The sequence below is a fragment of the Mycolicibacterium aurum genome, assembly GCF_900637195.1.
Classification (GTDB): Bacteria; Actinomycetota; Actinomycetes; order Mycobacteriales; family Mycobacteriaceae; genus Mycobacterium; species Mycobacterium aurum.
Window position 1 is genome coordinate 1,296,324 of the sequence record NZ_LR134356.1, and the last position, 16,811, is coordinate 1,313,134.

Here is a 16,811-nt window from a genome sequence, read left to right on the forward strand (position 1 = left end):
GGACGACGACGCTGACCACCAACCGAGGCACGCGGCCAACCATATTCTCGATCAGCGCGGACGGTGCGGTATGCGAACGAATCGGCGTCGCGGTCGCGCCGCCGCGCGTGACCCCGGGATGACCGCGACGGAGTCAGTGGAAAGATGATGTCATCATGAGCACCGCCACCAACCCGGCAAGGCCCGTCGTCTTCTCGGGCGCGCAACCCACCTCTGACTCCCTGCATCTGGGCAACGCACTGGGTGCGGTCAGCCAGTGGGTCAGCCTCCAGGACGGGTATGACGCCTACTTCTGCGTCGTCGACCTGCACGCGATCACCGTCGCGCAGGACCCCGCCACGTTGCGCAAGCGCACCCTCGTCACCGCCGCCCAGTACCTCGCCCTGGGCATCGACCCGTCCCGGGCGACGGTGTTTGTGCAGAGCCATGTGCCGTCGCACTCCGAATTGGCTTGGGTGCTCGGGTGTTTCACCGGCTTCGGACAGGCGTCGCGGATGACGCAGTTCAAGGACAAGTCGCAGAAGCAAGGCGCCGACGCCACCACCGTCGGTCTGTTCACCTATCCGGTGCTGATGGCCGCCGACGTTCTGCTCTACGGCACCGAGTTGGTGCCGGTGGGCGAGGATCAGCGTCAGCACCTCGAGCTCGCGCGCGACGTCGCCCAGCGCATCAACGCGCGCTTCCCGGACACCTTCGTGGTGCCCGAGGCGATGATTCCGAAGGCCACCGCGAAGATCTACGACCTGCAGGACCCGACGGCGAAGATGAGCAAGTCCGCCGACAGCGATGCCGGGCTGATCAGCTTGCTCGACGACCCCGGCCGGACGGCCAAGAAGATCCGGTCCGCGGTCACCGACAGCGAGCGGGAGATCCGCTTCGACCGGGACGCCAAGCCCGGGGTGTCCAACCTGCTCACCATCCAATCGGCGGTCACGGGCACCGACGTGGACAAGCTCGTCGAGGGTTACGCGGGCCGTGGGTACGGAGACCTCAAGAAGGAGACCGCCGAGGCGGTGGTCGAGTTCGTCACTCCGATCAAGACCCGGGTCGACGAGTTGCTCAGTGACCCGGCCGAACTCGAAGGTGTGCTGGCACGCGGTGCCGAGCGCGCACGCGAGGTGTCTGGAGAGACGTTGCGGCGGGTATATGACCGGTTAGGGTTCCTACCCTCTGCATAACACCGTCTCGACAGCACCGTCTCACGAGCGCAAGGGGGTCGGATGACCGCGCAGCCCGACCCGGAGGACAAGCCCGGCATCCTCGACCGGTTGCGGGCGCGGATGCCGTGGTTCGACCACACGATGCGGGCTCAGCAGCGCTACACCGACTGCAAGGGCGACTTCTACGCGGCCGGTCTCACCTATTTCACGATCTTCGCGTTGTTCCCGCTGCTGATGGTCGGGTTCGCGGTGGGAGGCTTCGTGTTGGTGGGACGTCCCGACCTGCTCGCCGAGGTCGAGGAACGCATCAGGGCAGCCGTCAGCGGTGATCTCGGGCAGCAACTGGTGCAGTTGATGGATTCGGCGATCGATTCCCGCGGGACGGTCGGCATCATCGGCTTGGCCGCGGCCGCATGGGCCGGGCTGGGCTGGATGGCCAACCTCCGCGAGGCGCTCAGCCAGATGTGGGGCAGTTTCCGCGACGAGCAGGGCAGTTTTCTCAAGACCAAGCTGTCCGATCTCGGCGCGTTGCTCTCGACATTCGTCGCGATCGTCGTCACCGTCGCGCTGACCGCGCTGGGCAACACGTCGGTGATGCAGAATGTGTTGGACTGGTTCGGCTTTCCCAATGCCCCCGGCCTGAGTGTGGCGCTGCGGACCGCGTCCATCGTGGTGTCGATTCTGGTGTCCTGGTTGCTGTTCACCTGGATCATCGCGCGACTGCCCCGGGAGTCGACGAGCCTGCGCAGCAGCATGCGCGCGGGGCTGATCGCCGCCGTCGCGTTCGAGGTCTTCAAGTTGGTCGCCTCGATCTATCTGCGGTCGGTGGTCACCGGTCCCGCGGGCGCGACGTTCGGGCCGGTGCTCGGCCTGATGGTCTTCGCCTACATCACGTCGCGGTTGATTCTGTTCGCCACGGCGTGGGCGGCGACGACGCCGGAGAACATGGGCGAGGAGATGGTGCCGCCACCGGAACCCGCCGTCATCCGGAACCGGATCGTCACCCGCCCGGGAGTGGGACCGCTACAGGTCGCCGCGGCAGCGGCGGTGGGAGCGCTGGGCGCTCTGAGCGTCACGCGGTGGCGTAAGCGCTGAATCAGCGTGCGGGCCTGCGGTTCATCGCGCGGGCACCCAAGATCAGGAAGAACACGACGATCGTGCCGATGACGCCGACGCCGATCCGGACCGGTGTGGCATCGACGTCGGGCAGCATGGCGTTGGCGTTGGTCGTGGTGGTTCCCGCGGCCGCAGCGTCGGGTGTGGGATCGACGAGGGAAGGGTCGGGATCGACCAGCGAGCCCACCTTGGTGCCGGGTGCGGTGGCGAAGCCGTAGTCGAGCAGCCTGGCGGCCTGCTCCCAGGGCGCGATGGGTTGGCGGGTGCCGCGCATCAGGACCGCGACCAGCCGGCGGCCGTCGCGGGTGGCGGCGCCGACGAAGGTCTGCCCGGCATCGTCGGTGTATCCGGTCTTGCCGCCCATTGCACCCGGGTAGTTGGCCAGCAACTTGTTGTCGTTCTCGATCGGGTAGCCGGCGCCGTCACGGCCGGGAAATTCGGTGGCCTTGGTGGCGACGATGTCGGTGAAGACGGGGTTCTGCCACGCGTATCGGTAGAAGAGCCCGATGTCGTAGGCCGACGTGCTCATGCCGGGGCCGTCGAGACCGGACGGGGTGGCGACACGGGTGTCGCGGGCCCCCAGCTTGCCGGCCAGCACGTTGATCTTGTTCAGTGCCGTCTCCATGCCGCCCATCTGCATCGCCAGTGCGTGTGCAGCGTCGTTGCCGGAGTACATGAGGAGCCCGTGCAGCAGGTCGTTGACGGAGTAGAAGCCACCCTGGCCGACCCCGACCTTGGTGCCCTCCTGAGCGGCGTCCTGTTCGGTGCCGGGGATCACCTTGTGCAGCGGGAGATCGCGGATGGCCTGCATCGCGGTCAGCACCTTGATGATGCTGGCGGGTCGATGCCTGCCGTGCGGATCGCGGGCGGCGATGACGTCACCGGTGTCGAGGTCGGCGACCAGCCATGCCTCGGCGGAAACGTCGCCGGGCACGGGGGGAGTGCCGGGGGCGGTGATGACGCCGCAGCCCGACAGCGCGTCCCCGCCCACCGGAGCGGCCGGGACGGGAAGCGGGGCGGGTGGATCGCCGACTTCGGGGATCTCCGACGAGTCCACCGCGGGCGGCGTCGCCACCCGGTACGGGCAGGTATTCGCGTCCATCACCGCCGGGTCCGGCTGAGCGGCAGCCACTGGCGCCAGGGCCAGCATCGAGGCTGCGACCAGCGCGGATACCCGCATCGAGACTGTCCGTAACGTCGCCATCGTTGCGCAGATTAAGCGATCCGAGTCACTGAGTCGGGGAGCCACGCGGTGACTGGTGTGGTCAGAGTTTCACGTGGGACTCGACGGGGTACCGCGCTCCCGCCAGGTCAGCGGGGAATCCGCGCGCAAACGGGTACGTCGTCGGCATCACTAGGCTGGTGTTACCTGTGAGCCGGCTGAAGGGCGTGCATGTTCATTCTTGTTCTCGGCTCGGTCCTTGCGTTGATGCACCTGTACGTATGGAAACGGCTGGTCAAGGACACCACCCGGCCCGGCCGCACCCGCTGGTCGCTGTCCGCGCTCGTCGGCGCTCTTGCGCTGTTGCTCGTCGGCACGCTGTTCGTGCCGCGGGTCTTCGGGGTGACGGAGTCCGGCTGGCTCGCGTGGCCCGGTTATCTGTGGTTCGGGCTCCTGGTCTACCTGTTCCTGGCGTCCCTGGTCCTGGAACCGGTCCGACTGGCCCTGCGGCGCCGGTTCGCTCGCGCGCCGCGCGTCGCCTCACCCGTGTCAGCCGCGTCACCGGAGGTGACCGCCGATCTTGCGACGGACGCCGACCCCGTGGTCGACAGACGGCTGTTCCTCGCACGCACCGCCGCGGTGACCGCCGGCGTGGCTGCGGTCGGGATCACCGGTTTCGGTGCCGCGCGTGCCGTCGGTCCTCCTGACCTGCTCAGAGTCCCCGTACGGCTGCCCCGCCTGGATCCGGCGTTCAACGGCTTTCGCGTCGCGGTGGTGTCGGACATCCACCTCGGTCCGCTGCTGGGGCGCGCGCACACGGAGCGGATCGTGCGCATCATCAACGAAGCCGAACCCGACCTGGTCGCGGTCGTCGGCGACCTGGTGGACGGCACCGTCGAAGAACTGGGCTCCGCGGCGGAACCACTGCAGGACCTGCAGCCGCGTGACGGTGTGTTCTTCGTCACTGGAAACCACGAGTATTTCGTGGACGACACCGCAGCATGGATGCGGGAACTCGAACGCTTCGGCCTGAACGTGCTGCGCAACGAGAACACCCGGATCCGGCGGGGCGGTGCCGCATTCGACCTGGCGGGAGTCAACGACCTCGCCGGTGAGTCACGGTCGGATCCGCCCGACTACGACCGCGCCCTCGCGGGCGTCAACCCGGGGGGACCCGCGATTCTGCTGGCACATCAGCCCGTTCAGGTGACGGAGGCAGCAGACCGAGGTGTCGATCTGCAGTTGTCGGGACACACGCACGGCGGACAGATGTGGCCGTTCCACTACGCCGTCGAGCTCGCGCAACCGTCGTTGGCGGGTCTGTCCCAGGTGCGCGACACCCAGCTCTACGTGACGCGCGGGGCCGGATTCTGGGGGCCGCCGGTCCGGGTCGGCGCCCCGCCGGACATCAGCGTGTTGACCCTCGAAGGCGGACTCGGGGATTAAATGTCGGACCCCAGGGGTATTTCTTAGCAGATTCACGGACAACTCTGACGGTGATGCACAGGTGCGACCAGCACGCTGAAGACATCGAAAGTCCGCGGAAGGAGCCATGGTGATGACGAGGAAGACCGCCACCGTAGTGCGTCTCGACTCCCATCCGGCCCGGCAGGCTGCCGAGCGCCGCGCGCGCGACATCGAAGAAGCGATGCGACGGCATCCGGCATTCCAATCTCGACTTCAGCCACCCGCGCCACACCTGCGGTTGGTGTAGACGCTTAAAGGGGCGCTCCTGGTGGTGGGGGCGCCCCTTTTTTCGCGTCTGTCACGTCTGCAGCAGGCGGGCACTGACCTCCCGCATCTCCACTTTGCGGATCTTGCCGGTCACCGTCATGGGGAACTCGTCGACCACGTGGACATAGCGCGGAATCTTGTAATGCGCGAGCCGGTCCTGAGCGAACGCGCGTATCGCGGCGGCGTCCAACGGGGCGCGGCCGGGCCGCATCCGGATCCAGGCGCACAGCTCCTCGCCGTACTTCTCGTCGGGCACCCCGACCACCTGCGCGTCCTCGATGTCGGGGTGGGTGTAGAGAAACTCCTCGATCTCGCGCGGGTAAATGTTCTCGCCCCCGCGGATCACGAGGTCCTTGATGCGTCCCACGATGTTGCAGTAACCGTCTTCGCGCATGACCGCCAGATCGCCGGTGTGCATCCACCCATCGGCGTCGACGGCGTCCGCGGTCTTCTCCTCATCGCGCCAGTACCCCAGCATCACCGAGTATCCGCGTGTGCAGAATTCGCCCGGCATACCGCGCTCGACGACGTCTCCGGAGTCCGGGTCGACGATCTTGATCTCGACATGCGGGTGCACACGCCCGATCGACGACGTCCGGCGCTCCAGGTCGTCATCGAAGAGCGTCTGGCACGACACCGGAGAGGTTTCGGTCATCCCGTACGCGATCGAGATCTCCGCCATGTTCATCTCTTCGACGCAGCGCTTCATCACCTCGACCGGACACACGGCGCCCGCCATGATGCCGGTACGCAGCGACGACAGGTCGCGCTCGGCGAAGTCGGCGTGGTTCTGCATCGCGATGAACATCGTCGGCACTCCGTAAACCGCGGTGCACCTTTCTTTTTCGATGGCCGCCAGGGTCTGCCCGGGATCGAAGGCCGACGCGGGGATCACGATCGTCGCGCCGTGCGTCGTGCAGCCCAGGTTGCCCATCACCATGCCGAAGCAGTGATAGAACGGCACCGGAATGCACAGCCGGTCACCGGCGGTCAACCGGATCTGCTCGGTGCAGAAGTAGCCGTTGTTGAGAATGTTGCGATGGGACAGCGTCGCACCTTTCGGGAACCCGGTGGTCCCCGACGTGTACTGGATGTTGATGGCGTCGCGATTGGACAGCGCCGCGCCGCGCCGTCGCAACTCGGCGTCGTCCACCTGATCCGCGCCCGAACACAGGGCGTCCCAGTCGTCGGTGCCGATGAACAGGACACGCTGCAGCGCAGCAACATCCGAGCGAACTTCGTCGACCATGGCGACGTAGTCGGAAGACTTGAACCGGGTGGCCGAGATCAACGTCCCCACCCCGGACTGGTCGAGTACGTAGCGCAGCTCGTGCGTGCGGTACGCGGGATTGATGTTGACCAGGATGGCGCCGATCTTGGCCGTGGCGTACTGCACGATCGCCCACTCCGGACAATTGGGTGCCCACACCCCGACCCGGTCCCCGCGCTCGATGCCGAGCGACATCAAACCCTTGGCGACGGTGTCGATCTCGCGGTCGAGTTCGGCGTAGGTCCAGCGGCGACCACTGGCGACGTCGACCAGCGCGTCGTGATCGGGGTAGGTCGCCGCGATCCGCTCGAAGTTCGCGCCGATGGTCTCTTCCAGAATGGGGGTGTCCGTCGGCCCTGCGTCGTAGGACTGGGTAGTCGTCATGTCTGCCATTAATCCACCAGATCTTCGTAGCGGTACTCGGTTTCGATGGGTTGACCCGCACGGTGGGCCTCGTCCTCGCGGCGGCGCAACTCGACGCGACGGATCTTGCCGGAGATGGTCTTCGGCAGTTCGAAGAACTCCACCCGGCGCACCTTCAGGTACGGCGCGAGGTTGTCGCGGGAGTGCTCGAGGATCGCTCGTGCCGTCTCGCTGTCGGCCGACCAGCCCTGCGCCAGCGCCACGTAGGCCTTCGGCACGGCCAGGCGGGTGTCGTCCGGCTGCGGCACCACCGCGGCCTCGACCACCGCAGGATGGGAGATGAGCACGCTCTCCAACTCGAACGGCGACACCTTGTAGTCCGAGGATTTGAAGACGTCGTCGGTGCGTCCGATGTAGGTGATGTAGCCATCGGCGTCGCGGACGGCGACATCGCCGGTGTGGTAGTAACCGCCGCGCATCACCAGGGCATTGCGGTCGTCATCGCCGAGATAGCCCGTCATCAGGTTCAGCGGCGTCTGGCTCAGATCCAGGCAGATCTCGCCCTCATCGGCGGGTTGGTCGGTGAGCGGGTCGACCAGCACCACCGGAACCCCGGGCATCGGCCTGCCCATCGAGCCGGCCTTCACGGGTTGCCCCGGAGTGTTGCCCACCTGCAGCGTGGTCTCGGTTTGGCCGAACCCGTCCCGGATCGTCAACCCCCACGCCCGCTCCACCGCGCCGATCACCTCGGGGTTGAGCGGCTCGCCGGCACCCAGCACTTCCCGCAGACGCTCGGGGCGGGGTCCGAGGTCGGACTGGATCAGCATGCGCCAGACGGTCGGCGGTGCGCAGAACGTGCTGACCCCGGCCCGCCGGATCTGATCCAGCAGGGCGGAGGCCTGGAAGCGGCCGTAGTTGTAGACGAAGATCGTGGCCTCGGCGATCCACGGAGCGAAGAAACAACTCCACGCGTGCTTGGCCCACCCCGGCGAGCTGATGGCCAGATGCACGTCGCCGGGCTTGAGGCCGATCCACGCCATCGTGGTCAGGTGTCCCACCGGGTAGCTGACCTGCGAGTGCTCGACCAGCTTGGGCTTGCTGGTGGTGCCGGACGTGAAGTACACCAGCAGCGGGTCGTCGACCGTGGTCTGCGGGTCGTGCGCGTGGGGGGCATCGACCGCGGCGGCATCGCCGTAGGACTGCCAGCCTTCGACCGCCGCCCCGACGACGACGCGCACGTAGTCGCCGGGCACATCGTCGAACTTGGCGGCATCGGCGGAGTTCGCGATGACGAAGCCGGCCTGGCCACGGCTGATCCGGTCCAGAAGATCGGCGGGCCCCAGTGCCGCGGTGGTCGGCAGGATGACCGCCCCCAGCTTCGCGACGGCCAGCATCGTTTCCCACAGTTCGACCTGGTTGCCGAGCATCAGGATCACCCGGTCGCCGTGTCCCACCCCGAGACCGTGCAGCCAGGTCGCGACCTGATCGGAGCGGCGCGCCATCTCGTCGAAGGTGACCTTCTGCTCGCTGCCGTCCTCCTCGACGATCCACAGCGCGACGCGGTCGTTGCCGCGCGCGATGTGGTCGAACCAGTCGGTGGCCCAGTTGAAGCGCCCCGACAGTCGTGGCCAGGCGAAGGTCTCGACGGCCTTGTCGTAGTCGGCCATGACCTCGACGAGGTGGTCTCGGGCGTTACGCAGGACGTCGAACAGGTCGGTGTTGGAGGCCATGCCCAATAGGATCCAGGTCACACTCGTCCGTCCACTACCCCCGAAAGAGGGTGCCGTCCCGATGTCAGGCTCGTCGGCGCTGCTCCGTCCGCGCGATGGTGACGCGCTGCGCGCCGAACTGCGCCGGGTGGCCGTGCTCGGTGACGTCCCGGTGCTGTTCGGGGGCGAGGTCCACGACGACACGCTGCTGATCTCGGAGTACCACGGGGTGCGCACCGGCGGCCTGCGCGGACTGGCCGTCCGGTCGAACTCGGGACTGGGCGGAGCGAGCATGGTGGCCGGGAGACCGTTGTCGGTGGCCGACTACCGCAGCGCCTCGTCCATCACGCACGACTACGACGGGCCGGTGCTGTCGGAGGGCATCCGCTCGGTCCTCGCGGTGCCGGTACTGGTGGAGGGGCGGGCCAGGGCCATGCTCTACGGCGCCTATCGCAGCGGCGCACCGTTCGGCGGCCGGGTCGCCGACCTGATGGTCGACTCGGCCCGGCGGCTCAGCGAGGAACTCCGGATCCGCGACGAGGTGGATCGCCGGCTACGGCTGCGCGATGCGCACGTGGCGCACCACGGCGGTGTGGTCGGCGCCGAGCAGATCAGGGAGGCGCATGCCGAATTGCGTCGCCTCGCGGTGGAGGCGCCCGCCGCTCTCCAGTGCCGGCTGCGAGCACTCGCCGACACCCTGACAGGACCCGCAGACGACGATCCCGACGCGCCCGTGCTGACGCCTCGCGAACTCGACGTGCTCGCCCAGGTTGCGCTCGGCTGCACCAACGCCGAGGCAGGCCAGCGACTTTCGTTGAAGACCGAGACCGTGAAGAGTTATCTGCGCAGCGCGGCAACAAAACTCGGAACCCGGACCCGTTTCGAGTCGGTGTCGAAAGCGAGGCGGCTGCACCTCATTCCGTGACATGCAAAGGGGCACCTCCCCGGGGGAAGGAGGTGCCCCTTTGGTCTCGGTTGTGCGGGTTACCGCACTCCGGCTGGATTGTGCGGGTTACCGCACGGCGACTGGATTGTGCGGGTTACCGCACGGCGACGTAGTAGACCTTGCCCGTGATCACCTGCTGGTTCATCCCGTCACTGTTGGACGGGACGGTGGAGCGGATGTCGCCGCCGGGATTGACCCCGACGACTGTGGCCTGGGACAGTGGCGTCCCGGACAGGTTGTTGACGATGACGCGATTGCCGTCGGCTTCCAGCTGGCTGATGGTGCTCTGCGCGTCGCCGGCAGAGGGCGCGGCTGCGGCGGGCGCGGCCAGCCCGACAATGGCTCCGGTCAGGGTGGCGGCGAAGGCGGTGGCGATGGTGACGTTCTTCATGGTCGTTCCTGCTCTTCTTGTTCAACTCGATGACTTCTGACGGGTTAAACCGGCAGGTGGTCGGCTTCATTTCAGTTGGCAGAAATTGAACGGCCGGTGGCAGAATCGCGGAACTGGGGGTTAACCGGAAACGGTGGTGGCAGACAGCACTGATGACAACGCCGCCGGTGTCGGGGACAGTAAGCCGATGAGCATCTTCACCACCACCGACGGCACCGACATCTTCTACAAGGATTGGGGAACCGGGCAGCCCATCGTCTTCAGTCATGGCTGGCCGCTGTCCTCGGACGACTGGGACAACCAGATGCTGTTCTTCCTCCAGCACGGCTACCGCGTCATCGCCCACGACCGTCGCGGCCACGGCAGGTCGACGCAGACTCCCGGCGGGCACGACATCGACCACTACGCCGACGATCTCGCCGAACTCACCGCCCATCTCGACCTGCACGACGCGATCCATGTCGGTCATTCCACCGGCGGCGGGGAAGTGGTGCGCTACGTCGCCCGCCACGAGGACCGGGTCGCGAAGGCGGCGATCATCTCCGCTGTACCCCCGTTGATGGTCCGCACCGAGGCGAATCCCGAAGGCCTGCCCAAGTCGGTCTTCGACGATCTGCAGGCTCAGCTGGCGGCGAATCGGTCGGTGTTCTACCAGAACCTGGCTTCGGGTCCGTTCTACGGGTTCAACCGCGCCGGCGTGGAAACACAACCGGCCATCGTCGACAACTGGTGGCGTCAGGGGATGATGGGTGACGCGCTCTCGCACTACGACGGCATCGTCGCGTTCTCCCAGACGGACTTCACCGAGGACCTCAAGAAGATCTCCGTGCCGGTGCTGGTGATGCACAGCGAAGACGACCAGATCGTGCCCTACGTCGCCGCCGGCCCGAAGTCCGCTGCGCTGCTGAAGAACGGAATCTTGAAGACCTATCAGGGATTTCCGCACGGTATGCCGACCACCCATGCCGACGTCATCAACGCCGACCTGCTGGCGTTTCTGAAGGGATAGCTCCGTGACCGTGCTCGCCCCGCCGTTCACCCGCGACAGCGCGATCGCCAAAGTTCGCGCCGGCGAGGATCTCTGGAACACCAGGGATCCTCAGCGGGTCGCGCTCGCGTACACGCCGGACAGTTGGTGGCGCAACCGATCCCACTTCGCGCGTGGGCGCGACGAGATCGTCGAATTCCTCACCGGCAAATGGCAACGCGAACTGGACTACCGGCTCATCAAGGAGCTGTGGACCTACGGCGGCGACCGCATCGCCGTGCGGTTCGCCTACGAATACCATGACTCCTCCGGCGCGTGGTACCGCGCCTACGGCAACGAGAACTGGGAGTTCGCGTCCGACGGGCTGATGAGGACCCGGCACGCGAGCATCAACGACCTCGCGATCGCCGAGCAGGATCGGTTGTTCCACTGGGACTCGTCGGGTCCGCGCCCGGCCGACCATCCGGGCCTCACCGAGCTCGGCCTCTGACAGATCAGCGGGGTAGCTCGACCCAGCCCAGATACGGGGCGCCGATGCTGCCCATCCACAGCCGGCCGCCGGCCTCGACCAGGCCGGTCACCATGCTGAACTGCGGATGGGTCATGCGCACACCTGCGACGGCGTCGCCGCTGTCCGGATCGAACGCCACCGCCCACACCACCGGCTGCGGCTTCGGCTGCAACCGCTTCGGCAGTCGCCACACCGCCTTACGCACCAGCGGCGGTCCGGCGGCGAGCCGGTCGGCGACGGGATTGGCGGGTGTGACCATGGCGCACCAGATGCGGCCGTCGCTCCCGGTCGACAGGTTGTCGGGCATGGCGGGCAGGTGCACCGCCAGCGGCGTGACCGAACCGGCCTGCGGACCCGTCAGCCAGTACTTGGACAATCGGCGACCCTGCGTCTCGGCGAACACCAGGGCCGACCCGTCGGCCGTCGGCGTCACCCCGTTCGCGAAGTAGAGGCCCTCCACGACCGTCGTCACGGTTCCGTCGGGCTCCAGCCGGTGCAGCGCGCCGCGGCCGCGGGCCTCCAGGATGGCACCGACGTAGTCGCCCACCGTGAAGGCACTCGTCGATTCGGTGAAATACACGGTGCCGTCCGCGGTTTCGGTGACATTCGAACAGAAGATCAGCGGGTGTCCGTTGGCCCAGTCCACCAACGTCTCGACGTGACCCGTCGCGGTGTCCACGGCGAGCAACCCGCGGGGGCTGTCGCACACCAGCAGGCGGCCGTCACGGGTGAAGGTCATCCCCAGCGGACGGCCTCCGGTGTTCGCAATCACCTCGGGCGCGCTGCCGTCGGGGCGCAACCGCACGATCGACCCGTCCTGCGCCCCGACCCACAGCGCGCCGTCATGGTCGACGACGACGTCCTCGGGTTCGCCTCCGGGTATCGGGACCAGTGTCAGGTCCGCGGCCGGAAAGTCGGGCAGCGCCCCGACGGGCGGCGCCTGCCAGCGCACCGGATCGACCGGCGGTGTCGGCCCCTGTTCCATACCGCCGGACGCTACATCCGCGCCGACGCCTCCGTGAGCACACCACGCAGGATGTCGTAGATCGCGTCGAATTCCTTCTGCCCGCTGATCAGTGGCGGGGCCAGCTGCACCACCGGGTCGCCGCGGTCGTCGGCGCGGCAGTACAGGCCTGCCTCGAACAGCGCGGGTGTCAGGAAGCCACGCAGCAGCCGCTCGCACTCGTCGTCGTTGAAGGTCTCCTTGGTGGCCTTGTCCTTGACGAGTTCGATGCCGTAGAAGAAGCCCTCGCCGCGGACGTCGCCGACGATCGGGATGTCGTAGAGCTTGTCCAGCGTGGCCTTGAACGCCGAGGCGTTCTGCTTGACGTGGTCGTTGATGCCCTCGCGCTCGAAGATGTCGAGGTTGGCCAGCGCCACCGCCGCCGACACCGGGTGACCGCCGAAGGTGTAGCCGTGCCCGAACACGGTCTGCCCGTCGTTGAACGGCTCGAACAGCCGGTCGCTGGCGACCATCGCGCCGATCGGCGAATACCCGGACGTCAGACCCTTGGCGCAGGTGATGATGTCGGGGGTGTAGCCGAAGTCGTTGCAGGCGAACATCGATCCGATGCGGCCGTAGGCGCAGATCACCTCGTCAGAGACCAGCAGCACGTCGTACTCGTCGCAGATCTCGCGGACCCGCTCGAAGTACCCGGGCGGCGGCGGGAAGCAGCCGCCGGCGTTCTGCACCGGCTCCAGGAATACCGCGGCGACGGTGTCGGGGCCTTCGAATTCGATGGCCTCGGCGATTCGGTCGGCGCAGTACCGGCCGAACGCTTTGGGGTCCGAGCTGAACTGCTCAGGCGCCCGGTAGAAGTTGGTGTTGGGCACGCGGAAACCGCCAGGAGTCGGCGGGTCGAACGGCGCCTTGAACGTCGGGATGCCGGTGATGGCCAGGGCGCCCTGCGGGGTGCCGTGGTACGCGATGGACCGCGAGATCACCTTGTACTTGCCCGGCTTGCCGGTCAGCTTGAAGTACTGCTTGGCCAGTTTCCAGGCGCTCTCGACGGCCTCGCCGCCACCGGTGGTGAAGAACACGCGGTTGAGGTCACCCGGGGCGTAGCCGGCGATCCGCTCGGCGAGCTCGATGGCGGGGGGAGTGGCGAAGGACCACAGCGGGAAGAACGCCAGCGACTCGGCCTGCTTGGCGGCGGCCTCGGCCAGCTCGGCGCGGCCGTGGCCGACCTGGACGACGAACAGCCCGGACAGGCCGTCGATGTACTTGTTGCCGTTGCTGTCCCAGATGTGGACACCCTCGCCGCGGGTGATGATGGTCGGGGTAATACCTTCGCCATGCCGGGCGAAGTGGCCCCACAGGTGGCGGTCGGCCTTGGCGCCCAGGTCGCCGGTGGTGGTCTGTTCGGTTTCGGAAATGATCGTCATCGTGTGCCCCAATTGTATTGCTGCTTAACAAGTTTCAGGTAGACCAGGGTTTCGGTGGATATCACTCCCGGAAGCGAGCGGATTTGGGTGTTGAGCAGCTCGAGCAGGCTGTCGTCGTCTTCGCAGACCACCTCGACGATGGCGTCGAACGAACCTGCGGTCAGCACGACGTAGTCGACGGACTCGAGCTCGGCGAGTTTCTGGGCGACCTTGGTGGTGTCGCCGGTGCATTTGATGCCGATCATCGCCTGGCGGGCGAAGCCGAGCTGCATCGGATCAGTGACGGCGACGATCTGCATCACCCCGGCGTCGACCATGCGCTGGACGCGCTGGCGCACGGCGGCCTCGGACAGGCCCACGGCCTTGCCGATGCCGGCGTAGGAACGGCGGCCGTCCTGCTGCAGCTTCTCGATGATCGCCTTGGACAGTTCGTCGAGTTGGAAGGCGGCACCCGGGCGGGACTGATTGACGCGGAACGACACGGGGCCGACAGCGTGGGGTAGCCCCGGGTTCGCCATGCCTGAGATTGTGCACGGAATCCGTCGTCACAGGCAACCATGGCGGCGAAATCATTCGTTCCGGGTCGTTGACGGTGCAGTAATGCGTAGCTCCGCTGGACGGTGCGCGATACCGTTGTCGCATGACTGTCGCTGATATCGCCACGCACCCGGGAAGTTGGATCGGTGGTGCCCCGGTCACCACCGGCGGCCCCCGTCATCAGGTCATCAACCCGGCCACCGGCGCTCCCGTCGCCGAGATTGCGTTGGCCCAGCCCGGCGATGTCGATGCCGCGGTTGCCTCGGCGCGTGGCGCGCTGCCCGAGTGGTCCGGAGCCACCCCGGCGGAGCGATCCGCGGTGCTGGGCAAGCTGGCCAAGCTCGCGGATGAGGCGACCTCGGTCCTGGTTGCCGAGGAGGTCAGCCAGACCGGCAAGCCGGTGCGGCTGGCCACCGAGTTCGACGTGCCCGGCAGCATCGACAACATCGACTTCTTCGCCGGCGCGGCGCGCCATCTGGAAGGCAAGGCCTCGGCCGAGTACTCGGGCGATCACACGTCGTCGATCCGGCGGGAAGCCGTCGGCGTGGTCGCCACCATCACGCCGTGGAACTACCCGCTGCAGATGGCGGTGTGGAAGGTGTTGCCCGCCTTGGCGGCCGGGTGCTCGGTGGTGATCAAGCCCGCCGAGATCACGCCGCTGACCACGTTGACGCTGGCACGGCTGGCCTCGGAGGCCGGGTTGCCCGACGGTGTGTTCAACGTGGTGACCGGATCCGGTGCCGATGTCGGTGCCGCGCTGGCCGGCCACGCCGATGTGGACATGGTGACGTTCACCGGGTCGACGCCGGTGGGGCGTCGCGTCATGCTCGCCGCGGCGGCGCATGGGCATCGGACGCAGCTCGAGCTGGGCGGCAAGGCCCCGTTCGTGGTGTTCGACGACGCCGATCTGGACGCCGCGATCCAGGGTGCGGTCGCCGGGGCGTTGATCAACACCGGGCAGGACTGCACGGCCGCGACCCGCGCGATCGTGGCGCGCGATCTGTACGACGACTTCGTCGCGGGTGTCGGCGAGGTGATGAGCAAGATCGTCCTCGGCGATCCCGAGGATCCGGATACGGATCTCGGGCCGCTGATCACGCTGGCGCACCGGGCCAAAGTGGCGGGCATGGTCGAGCGGGCGCCCAGTGAGGGCGGACGGATCGTCACCGGCGGCGTGGCGCCGGAGGGACCGGGGTCGTTCTACCGGCCCACGCTGATCGCCGACGTGTCGGAACAGTCCGAGGTGTGGCGCGACGAGATCTTCGGTCCGGTCCTGGTGGCGCGCGCGTTCACCGATGACGACGACGCGATCCGGCAGGCCAACGACACCAAGTACGGGCTGGCGGCGTCGGCGTGGACGCGGGATGTGTACCGCGCCCAGCGGGCGTCACGCGAAATCCACGCCGGCTGTGTGTGGATCAACGACCACATCCCGATCATCTCCGAGATGCCGCACGGTGGCTTCGGCGCGTCGGGGTTCGGCAAGGACATGAGTCAGTACTCGCTCGAGGAGTACCTCTCGATCAAGCACGTGATGAGCGACATCACCGGCGCGGTCGACAAGGACTGGCACCGAACGATTTTCACCAAGCGGTAGGTACCGCGAAATATCATTCCGGGTCGTGGTCGGTCACGTGATCACAGCCCGGAATGATATTCCGCGGGCGGGAGACGTTTACTCGTCGCGCGGCACCACGATCACCGGCACGTCGACGCCGGCCAGGATCCGCGCCGCCGTCGACCCCAGGAAGATGCGCCGGGGCGCGGCGAACCGCGACGAGCCCACCACGAGCAGGTCGCCGTCCTCCCACTTGAGCTTCTTGAGCGCCGACTCCAGCGTCATGCCGTCGGCCACCAGCGACTCGATCTCGGGGGCGTCGGGCAGCGCCCGCGCTGCCAGCAGCAGGTTCTCCTCGGCGGCGGCGCGCTGCAGCGCCCGAACCTCCTTGGCGCTGCCCGCCTCGGCGAGGTTCTCCGCCGACACCAGCGACAGCATCCGGATCCCCAGGCCTGCAGCGCTGGCCAGCGTGATGGCGAACGGCAGCGGGTTGTCGTCGCCGGGTTTGGTCGGCACCGCCGCCGTCACGGCGACGATCGATTCGTCGGGGTCCTCGGCGTAGCCGCGTGGCGCCAGCGCCACCGGAATCGGCGAGGAGTGCAGCAGCGCGCCCGTCACCGGTCCGATGGTGTGTCTGCCGAAGAACCCGTCACGCGCACCACCGACCACGATGAGGTCCGAGGAGTTCTGCTCGGCGAACTGGATCAGCGTCTCGGCGAACGATTCACCCACCGTCACACTCGAGTTGGCGCTCACCCCGTCCTCTGCCAGTGCGGCAACGGCTTTGGCGACCCACTGCTCGCCGCGGTTGATCAGCAACTGCTGGTATTCGACGCGGCCGGGGTGGCCGTCGGGGAGTTCTTCGCGGACCACGAGCAGAACGTCGACCGTGGCGTCGAAGGTCTTGGCGAGCGCGCTGGCCAACGCGATGCCGTCGTCGCCGGTGGGGGTCGCGAGGTAGCCGACTGTCAAATGCATTGC

The 16,811-nt window shown here is 67.4% G+C and carries 16 protein-coding genes; 8 read left to right on the forward strand and 8 right to left on the reverse strand.

From position 1 onward, the window contains the following. The first annotated feature begins 155 nt into the window (after window positions 1-155). Complete coding sequence (gene trpS / locus EL337_RS06295; protein WP_048630189.1) at window positions 156-1,178, forward strand: tryptophan--tRNA ligase; 1,023 nt, start codon at window positions 156-158, stop codon at window positions 1,176-1,178. 42 nt (window positions 1,179-1,220) lie between these two features. Then, entirely contained in the window at window positions 1,221-2,255 is a 1,035-nt protein-coding gene (gene yhjD / locus EL337_RS06300) for an inner membrane protein YhjD (protein ID WP_048630190.1), read from the forward strand. Between the two features lies 1 nt (window position 2,256). Here yhjD and EL337_RS06305 read toward each other — a convergent pair whose 3' ends face one another. Next, window positions 2,257-3,480 (reverse strand): D-alanyl-D-alanine carboxypeptidase family protein, encoded by a 1,224-nt coding sequence (locus EL337_RS06305; protein WP_048630191.1) that lies wholly within the window; start codon window positions 3,478-3,480, stop codon window positions 2,257-2,259. A 189-nt stretch (window positions 3,481-3,669) separates the two neighbouring features. On the opposite strand from EL337_RS06305, the gene EL337_RS06310 reads away from it, so the two are divergent. Beyond that, window positions 3,670-4,884, forward strand: a complete 1,215-nt coding sequence (locus EL337_RS06310) for a metallophosphoesterase (protein ID WP_048630192.1) — start codon at window positions 3,670-3,672, stop codon at window positions 4,882-4,884. Between the two features lie 112 nt (window positions 4,885-4,996). Beyond that, on the forward strand, window positions 4,997-5,152 hold the full coding sequence (locus tag EL337_RS28700) for a hypothetical protein (RefSeq protein ID WP_157866269.1): 156 nt from the start codon (window positions 4,997-4,999) through the stop codon (window positions 5,150-5,152). Window positions 5,153-5,203: 51 nt separating this feature from the next. Here the strand turns inward: EL337_RS28700 and EL337_RS06315 are convergent, their stop codons facing one another. Together EL337_RS06315 and EL337_RS06320 are read right to left on the reverse strand one after the other, a co-directional pair. Then, window positions 5,204-6,826: an AMP-binding protein gene (locus EL337_RS06315; RefSeq protein ID WP_048630839.1), complete on the reverse strand. Its 1,623-nt coding sequence runs from the start codon at window positions 6,824-6,826 to the stop codon at window positions 5,204-5,206. A gap of 8 nt (window positions 6,827-6,834) precedes the next feature. Then, on the reverse strand, window positions 6,835-8,535 hold the full coding sequence (locus EL337_RS06320) for an AMP-binding protein (protein ID WP_048630193.1): 1,701 nt from the start codon (window positions 8,533-8,535) through the stop codon (window positions 6,835-6,837). A gap of 61 nt (window positions 8,536-8,596) precedes the next feature. Between EL337_RS06320 and EL337_RS06325 the strand changes: the two genes are divergently transcribed. Further along, the gene (locus EL337_RS06325; protein WP_048630194.1) at window positions 8,597-9,439 is read left to right on the forward strand and encodes a helix-turn-helix transcriptional regulator; all 843 of its coding nucleotides are present in this window, start codon (window positions 8,597-8,599) and stop codon (window positions 9,437-9,439) included. A 115-nt stretch (window positions 9,440-9,554) separates the two neighbouring features. On the opposite strand, the gene EL337_RS06330 is transcribed toward EL337_RS06325, so the two are convergent. Further along, window positions 9,555-9,851, reverse strand: a complete 297-nt coding sequence (locus tag EL337_RS06330) for a hypothetical protein (RefSeq protein WP_048630195.1) — start codon at window positions 9,849-9,851, stop codon at window positions 9,555-9,557. 187 nt (window positions 9,852-10,038) lie between these two features. Between EL337_RS06330 and EL337_RS06335 the strand changes: the two genes are divergently transcribed. Together EL337_RS06335 and EL337_RS06340 are read left to right on the forward strand one after the other, a co-directional pair. Next, entirely contained in the window at window positions 10,039-10,860 is an 822-nt protein-coding gene (locus EL337_RS06335) for an alpha/beta fold hydrolase (protein WP_048630196.1), read from the forward strand. A gap of 4 nt (window positions 10,861-10,864) precedes the next feature. Further along, a complete protein-coding gene (locus EL337_RS06340; protein ID WP_048630197.1) occupies window positions 10,865-11,329 on the forward strand; it encodes a nuclear transport factor 2 family protein in 465 nt (154 codons plus the stop codon). Window positions 11,330-11,333: 4 nt separating this feature from the next. On the opposite strand, the gene EL337_RS06345 is transcribed toward EL337_RS06340, so the two are convergent. Genes EL337_RS06345 through EL337_RS06355 form a run of 3 tightly spaced genes read right to left on the reverse strand, consistent with a single transcriptional unit; the run spans window position 11,334 to window position 14,253 of the window. Then, window positions 11,334-12,335, reverse strand: a complete 1,002-nt coding sequence (locus tag EL337_RS06345; RefSeq protein WP_048630198.1) for an SMP-30/gluconolactonase/LRE family protein — start codon at window positions 12,333-12,335, stop codon at window positions 11,334-11,336. A gap of 11 nt (window positions 12,336-12,346) precedes the next feature. Beyond that, entirely contained in the window at window positions 12,347-13,735 is a 1,389-nt protein-coding gene (locus tag EL337_RS06350) for an aspartate aminotransferase family protein (RefSeq protein ID WP_048630199.1), read from the reverse strand. Next, complete coding sequence (locus tag EL337_RS06355) at window positions 13,732-14,253, reverse strand: Lrp/AsnC family transcriptional regulator (RefSeq protein ID WP_048630200.1); 522 nt, start codon at window positions 14,251-14,253, stop codon at window positions 13,732-13,734. The genes EL337_RS06350 and EL337_RS06355 overlap by 4 nt, the downstream gene beginning before the upstream one ends. Window positions 14,254-14,375: 122 nt before the next feature. Between EL337_RS06355 and EL337_RS06360 the strand changes: the two genes are divergently transcribed. Continuing rightward, window positions 14,376-15,869 (forward strand): gamma-aminobutyraldehyde dehydrogenase, encoded by a 1,494-nt coding sequence (locus EL337_RS06360; protein ID WP_048630201.1) that lies wholly within the window; start codon window positions 14,376-14,378, stop codon window positions 15,867-15,869. Window positions 15,870-15,947: 78 nt separating this feature from the next. On the opposite strand, the gene EL337_RS06365 is transcribed toward EL337_RS06360, so the two are convergent. After that, the gene (locus EL337_RS06365) at window positions 15,948-16,808 is read right to left on the reverse strand and encodes a universal stress protein (protein ID WP_048630202.1); all 861 of its coding nucleotides are present in this window, start codon (window positions 16,806-16,808) and stop codon (window positions 15,948-15,950) included. Window positions 16,809-16,811: the final 3 nt, after the last annotated feature.

Coding starts and splice junctions, on each gene's coding strand:
- EL337_RS06310 (WP_048630192.1), top strand. CDS start 3,670: ATGTTCATTCTTGTTCTCGGCTCGGTCCTTGCGTTGATGCACCTGTAC.
- EL337_RS06365 (WP_048630202.1), bottom strand. CDS start 16,808: ATGCATTTGACAGTCGGCTACCTCGCGACCCCCACCGGCGACGACGGC.
- EL337_RS06330 (WP_048630195.1), bottom strand. CDS start 9,851: ATGAAGAACGTCACCATCGCCACCGCCTTCGCCGCCACCCTGACCGGA.
- EL337_RS06325 (WP_048630194.1), top strand. CDS start 8,597: ATGTCAGGCTCGTCGGCGCTGCTCCGTCCGCGCGATGGTGACGCGCTG.
- EL337_RS06360 (WP_048630201.1), top strand. CDS start 14,376: ATGACTGTCGCTGATATCGCCACGCACCCGGGAAGTTGGATCGGTGGT.
- EL337_RS06350 (WP_048630199.1), bottom strand. CDS start 13,735: ATGACGATCATTTCCGAAACCGAACAGACCACCACCGGCGACCTGGGC.
- trpS (WP_048630189.1), top strand. CDS start 156: ATGAGCACCGCCACCAACCCGGCAAGGCCCGTCGTCTTCTCGGGCGCG.
- yhjD (WP_048630190.1), top strand. CDS start 1,221: ATGACCGCGCAGCCCGACCCGGAGGACAAGCCCGGCATCCTCGACCGG.
- EL337_RS06345 (WP_048630198.1), bottom strand. CDS start 12,335: ATGGAACAGGGGCCGACACCGCCGGTCGATCCGGTGCGCTGGCAGGCG.
- EL337_RS06335 (WP_048630196.1), top strand. CDS start 10,039: ATGAGCATCTTCACCACCACCGACGGCACCGACATCTTCTACAAGGAT.
- EL337_RS06320 (WP_048630193.1), bottom strand. CDS start 8,535: ATGGCCTCCAACACCGACCTGTTCGACGTCCTGCGTAACGCCCGAGAC.
- EL337_RS28700 (WP_157866269.1), top strand. CDS start 4,997: ATGACGAGGAAGACCGCCACCGTAGTGCGTCTCGACTCCCATCCGGCC.
- EL337_RS06355 (WP_048630200.1), bottom strand. CDS start 14,253: ATGGCGAACCCGGGGCTACCCCACGCTGTCGGCCCCGTGTCGTTCCGC.
- EL337_RS06305 (WP_048630191.1), bottom strand. CDS start 3,480: ATGGCGACGTTACGGACAGTCTCGATGCGGGTATCCGCGCTGGTCGCA.
- EL337_RS06315 (WP_048630839.1), bottom strand. CDS start 6,826: ATGACGACTACCCAGTCCTACGACGCAGGGCCGACGGACACCCCCATT.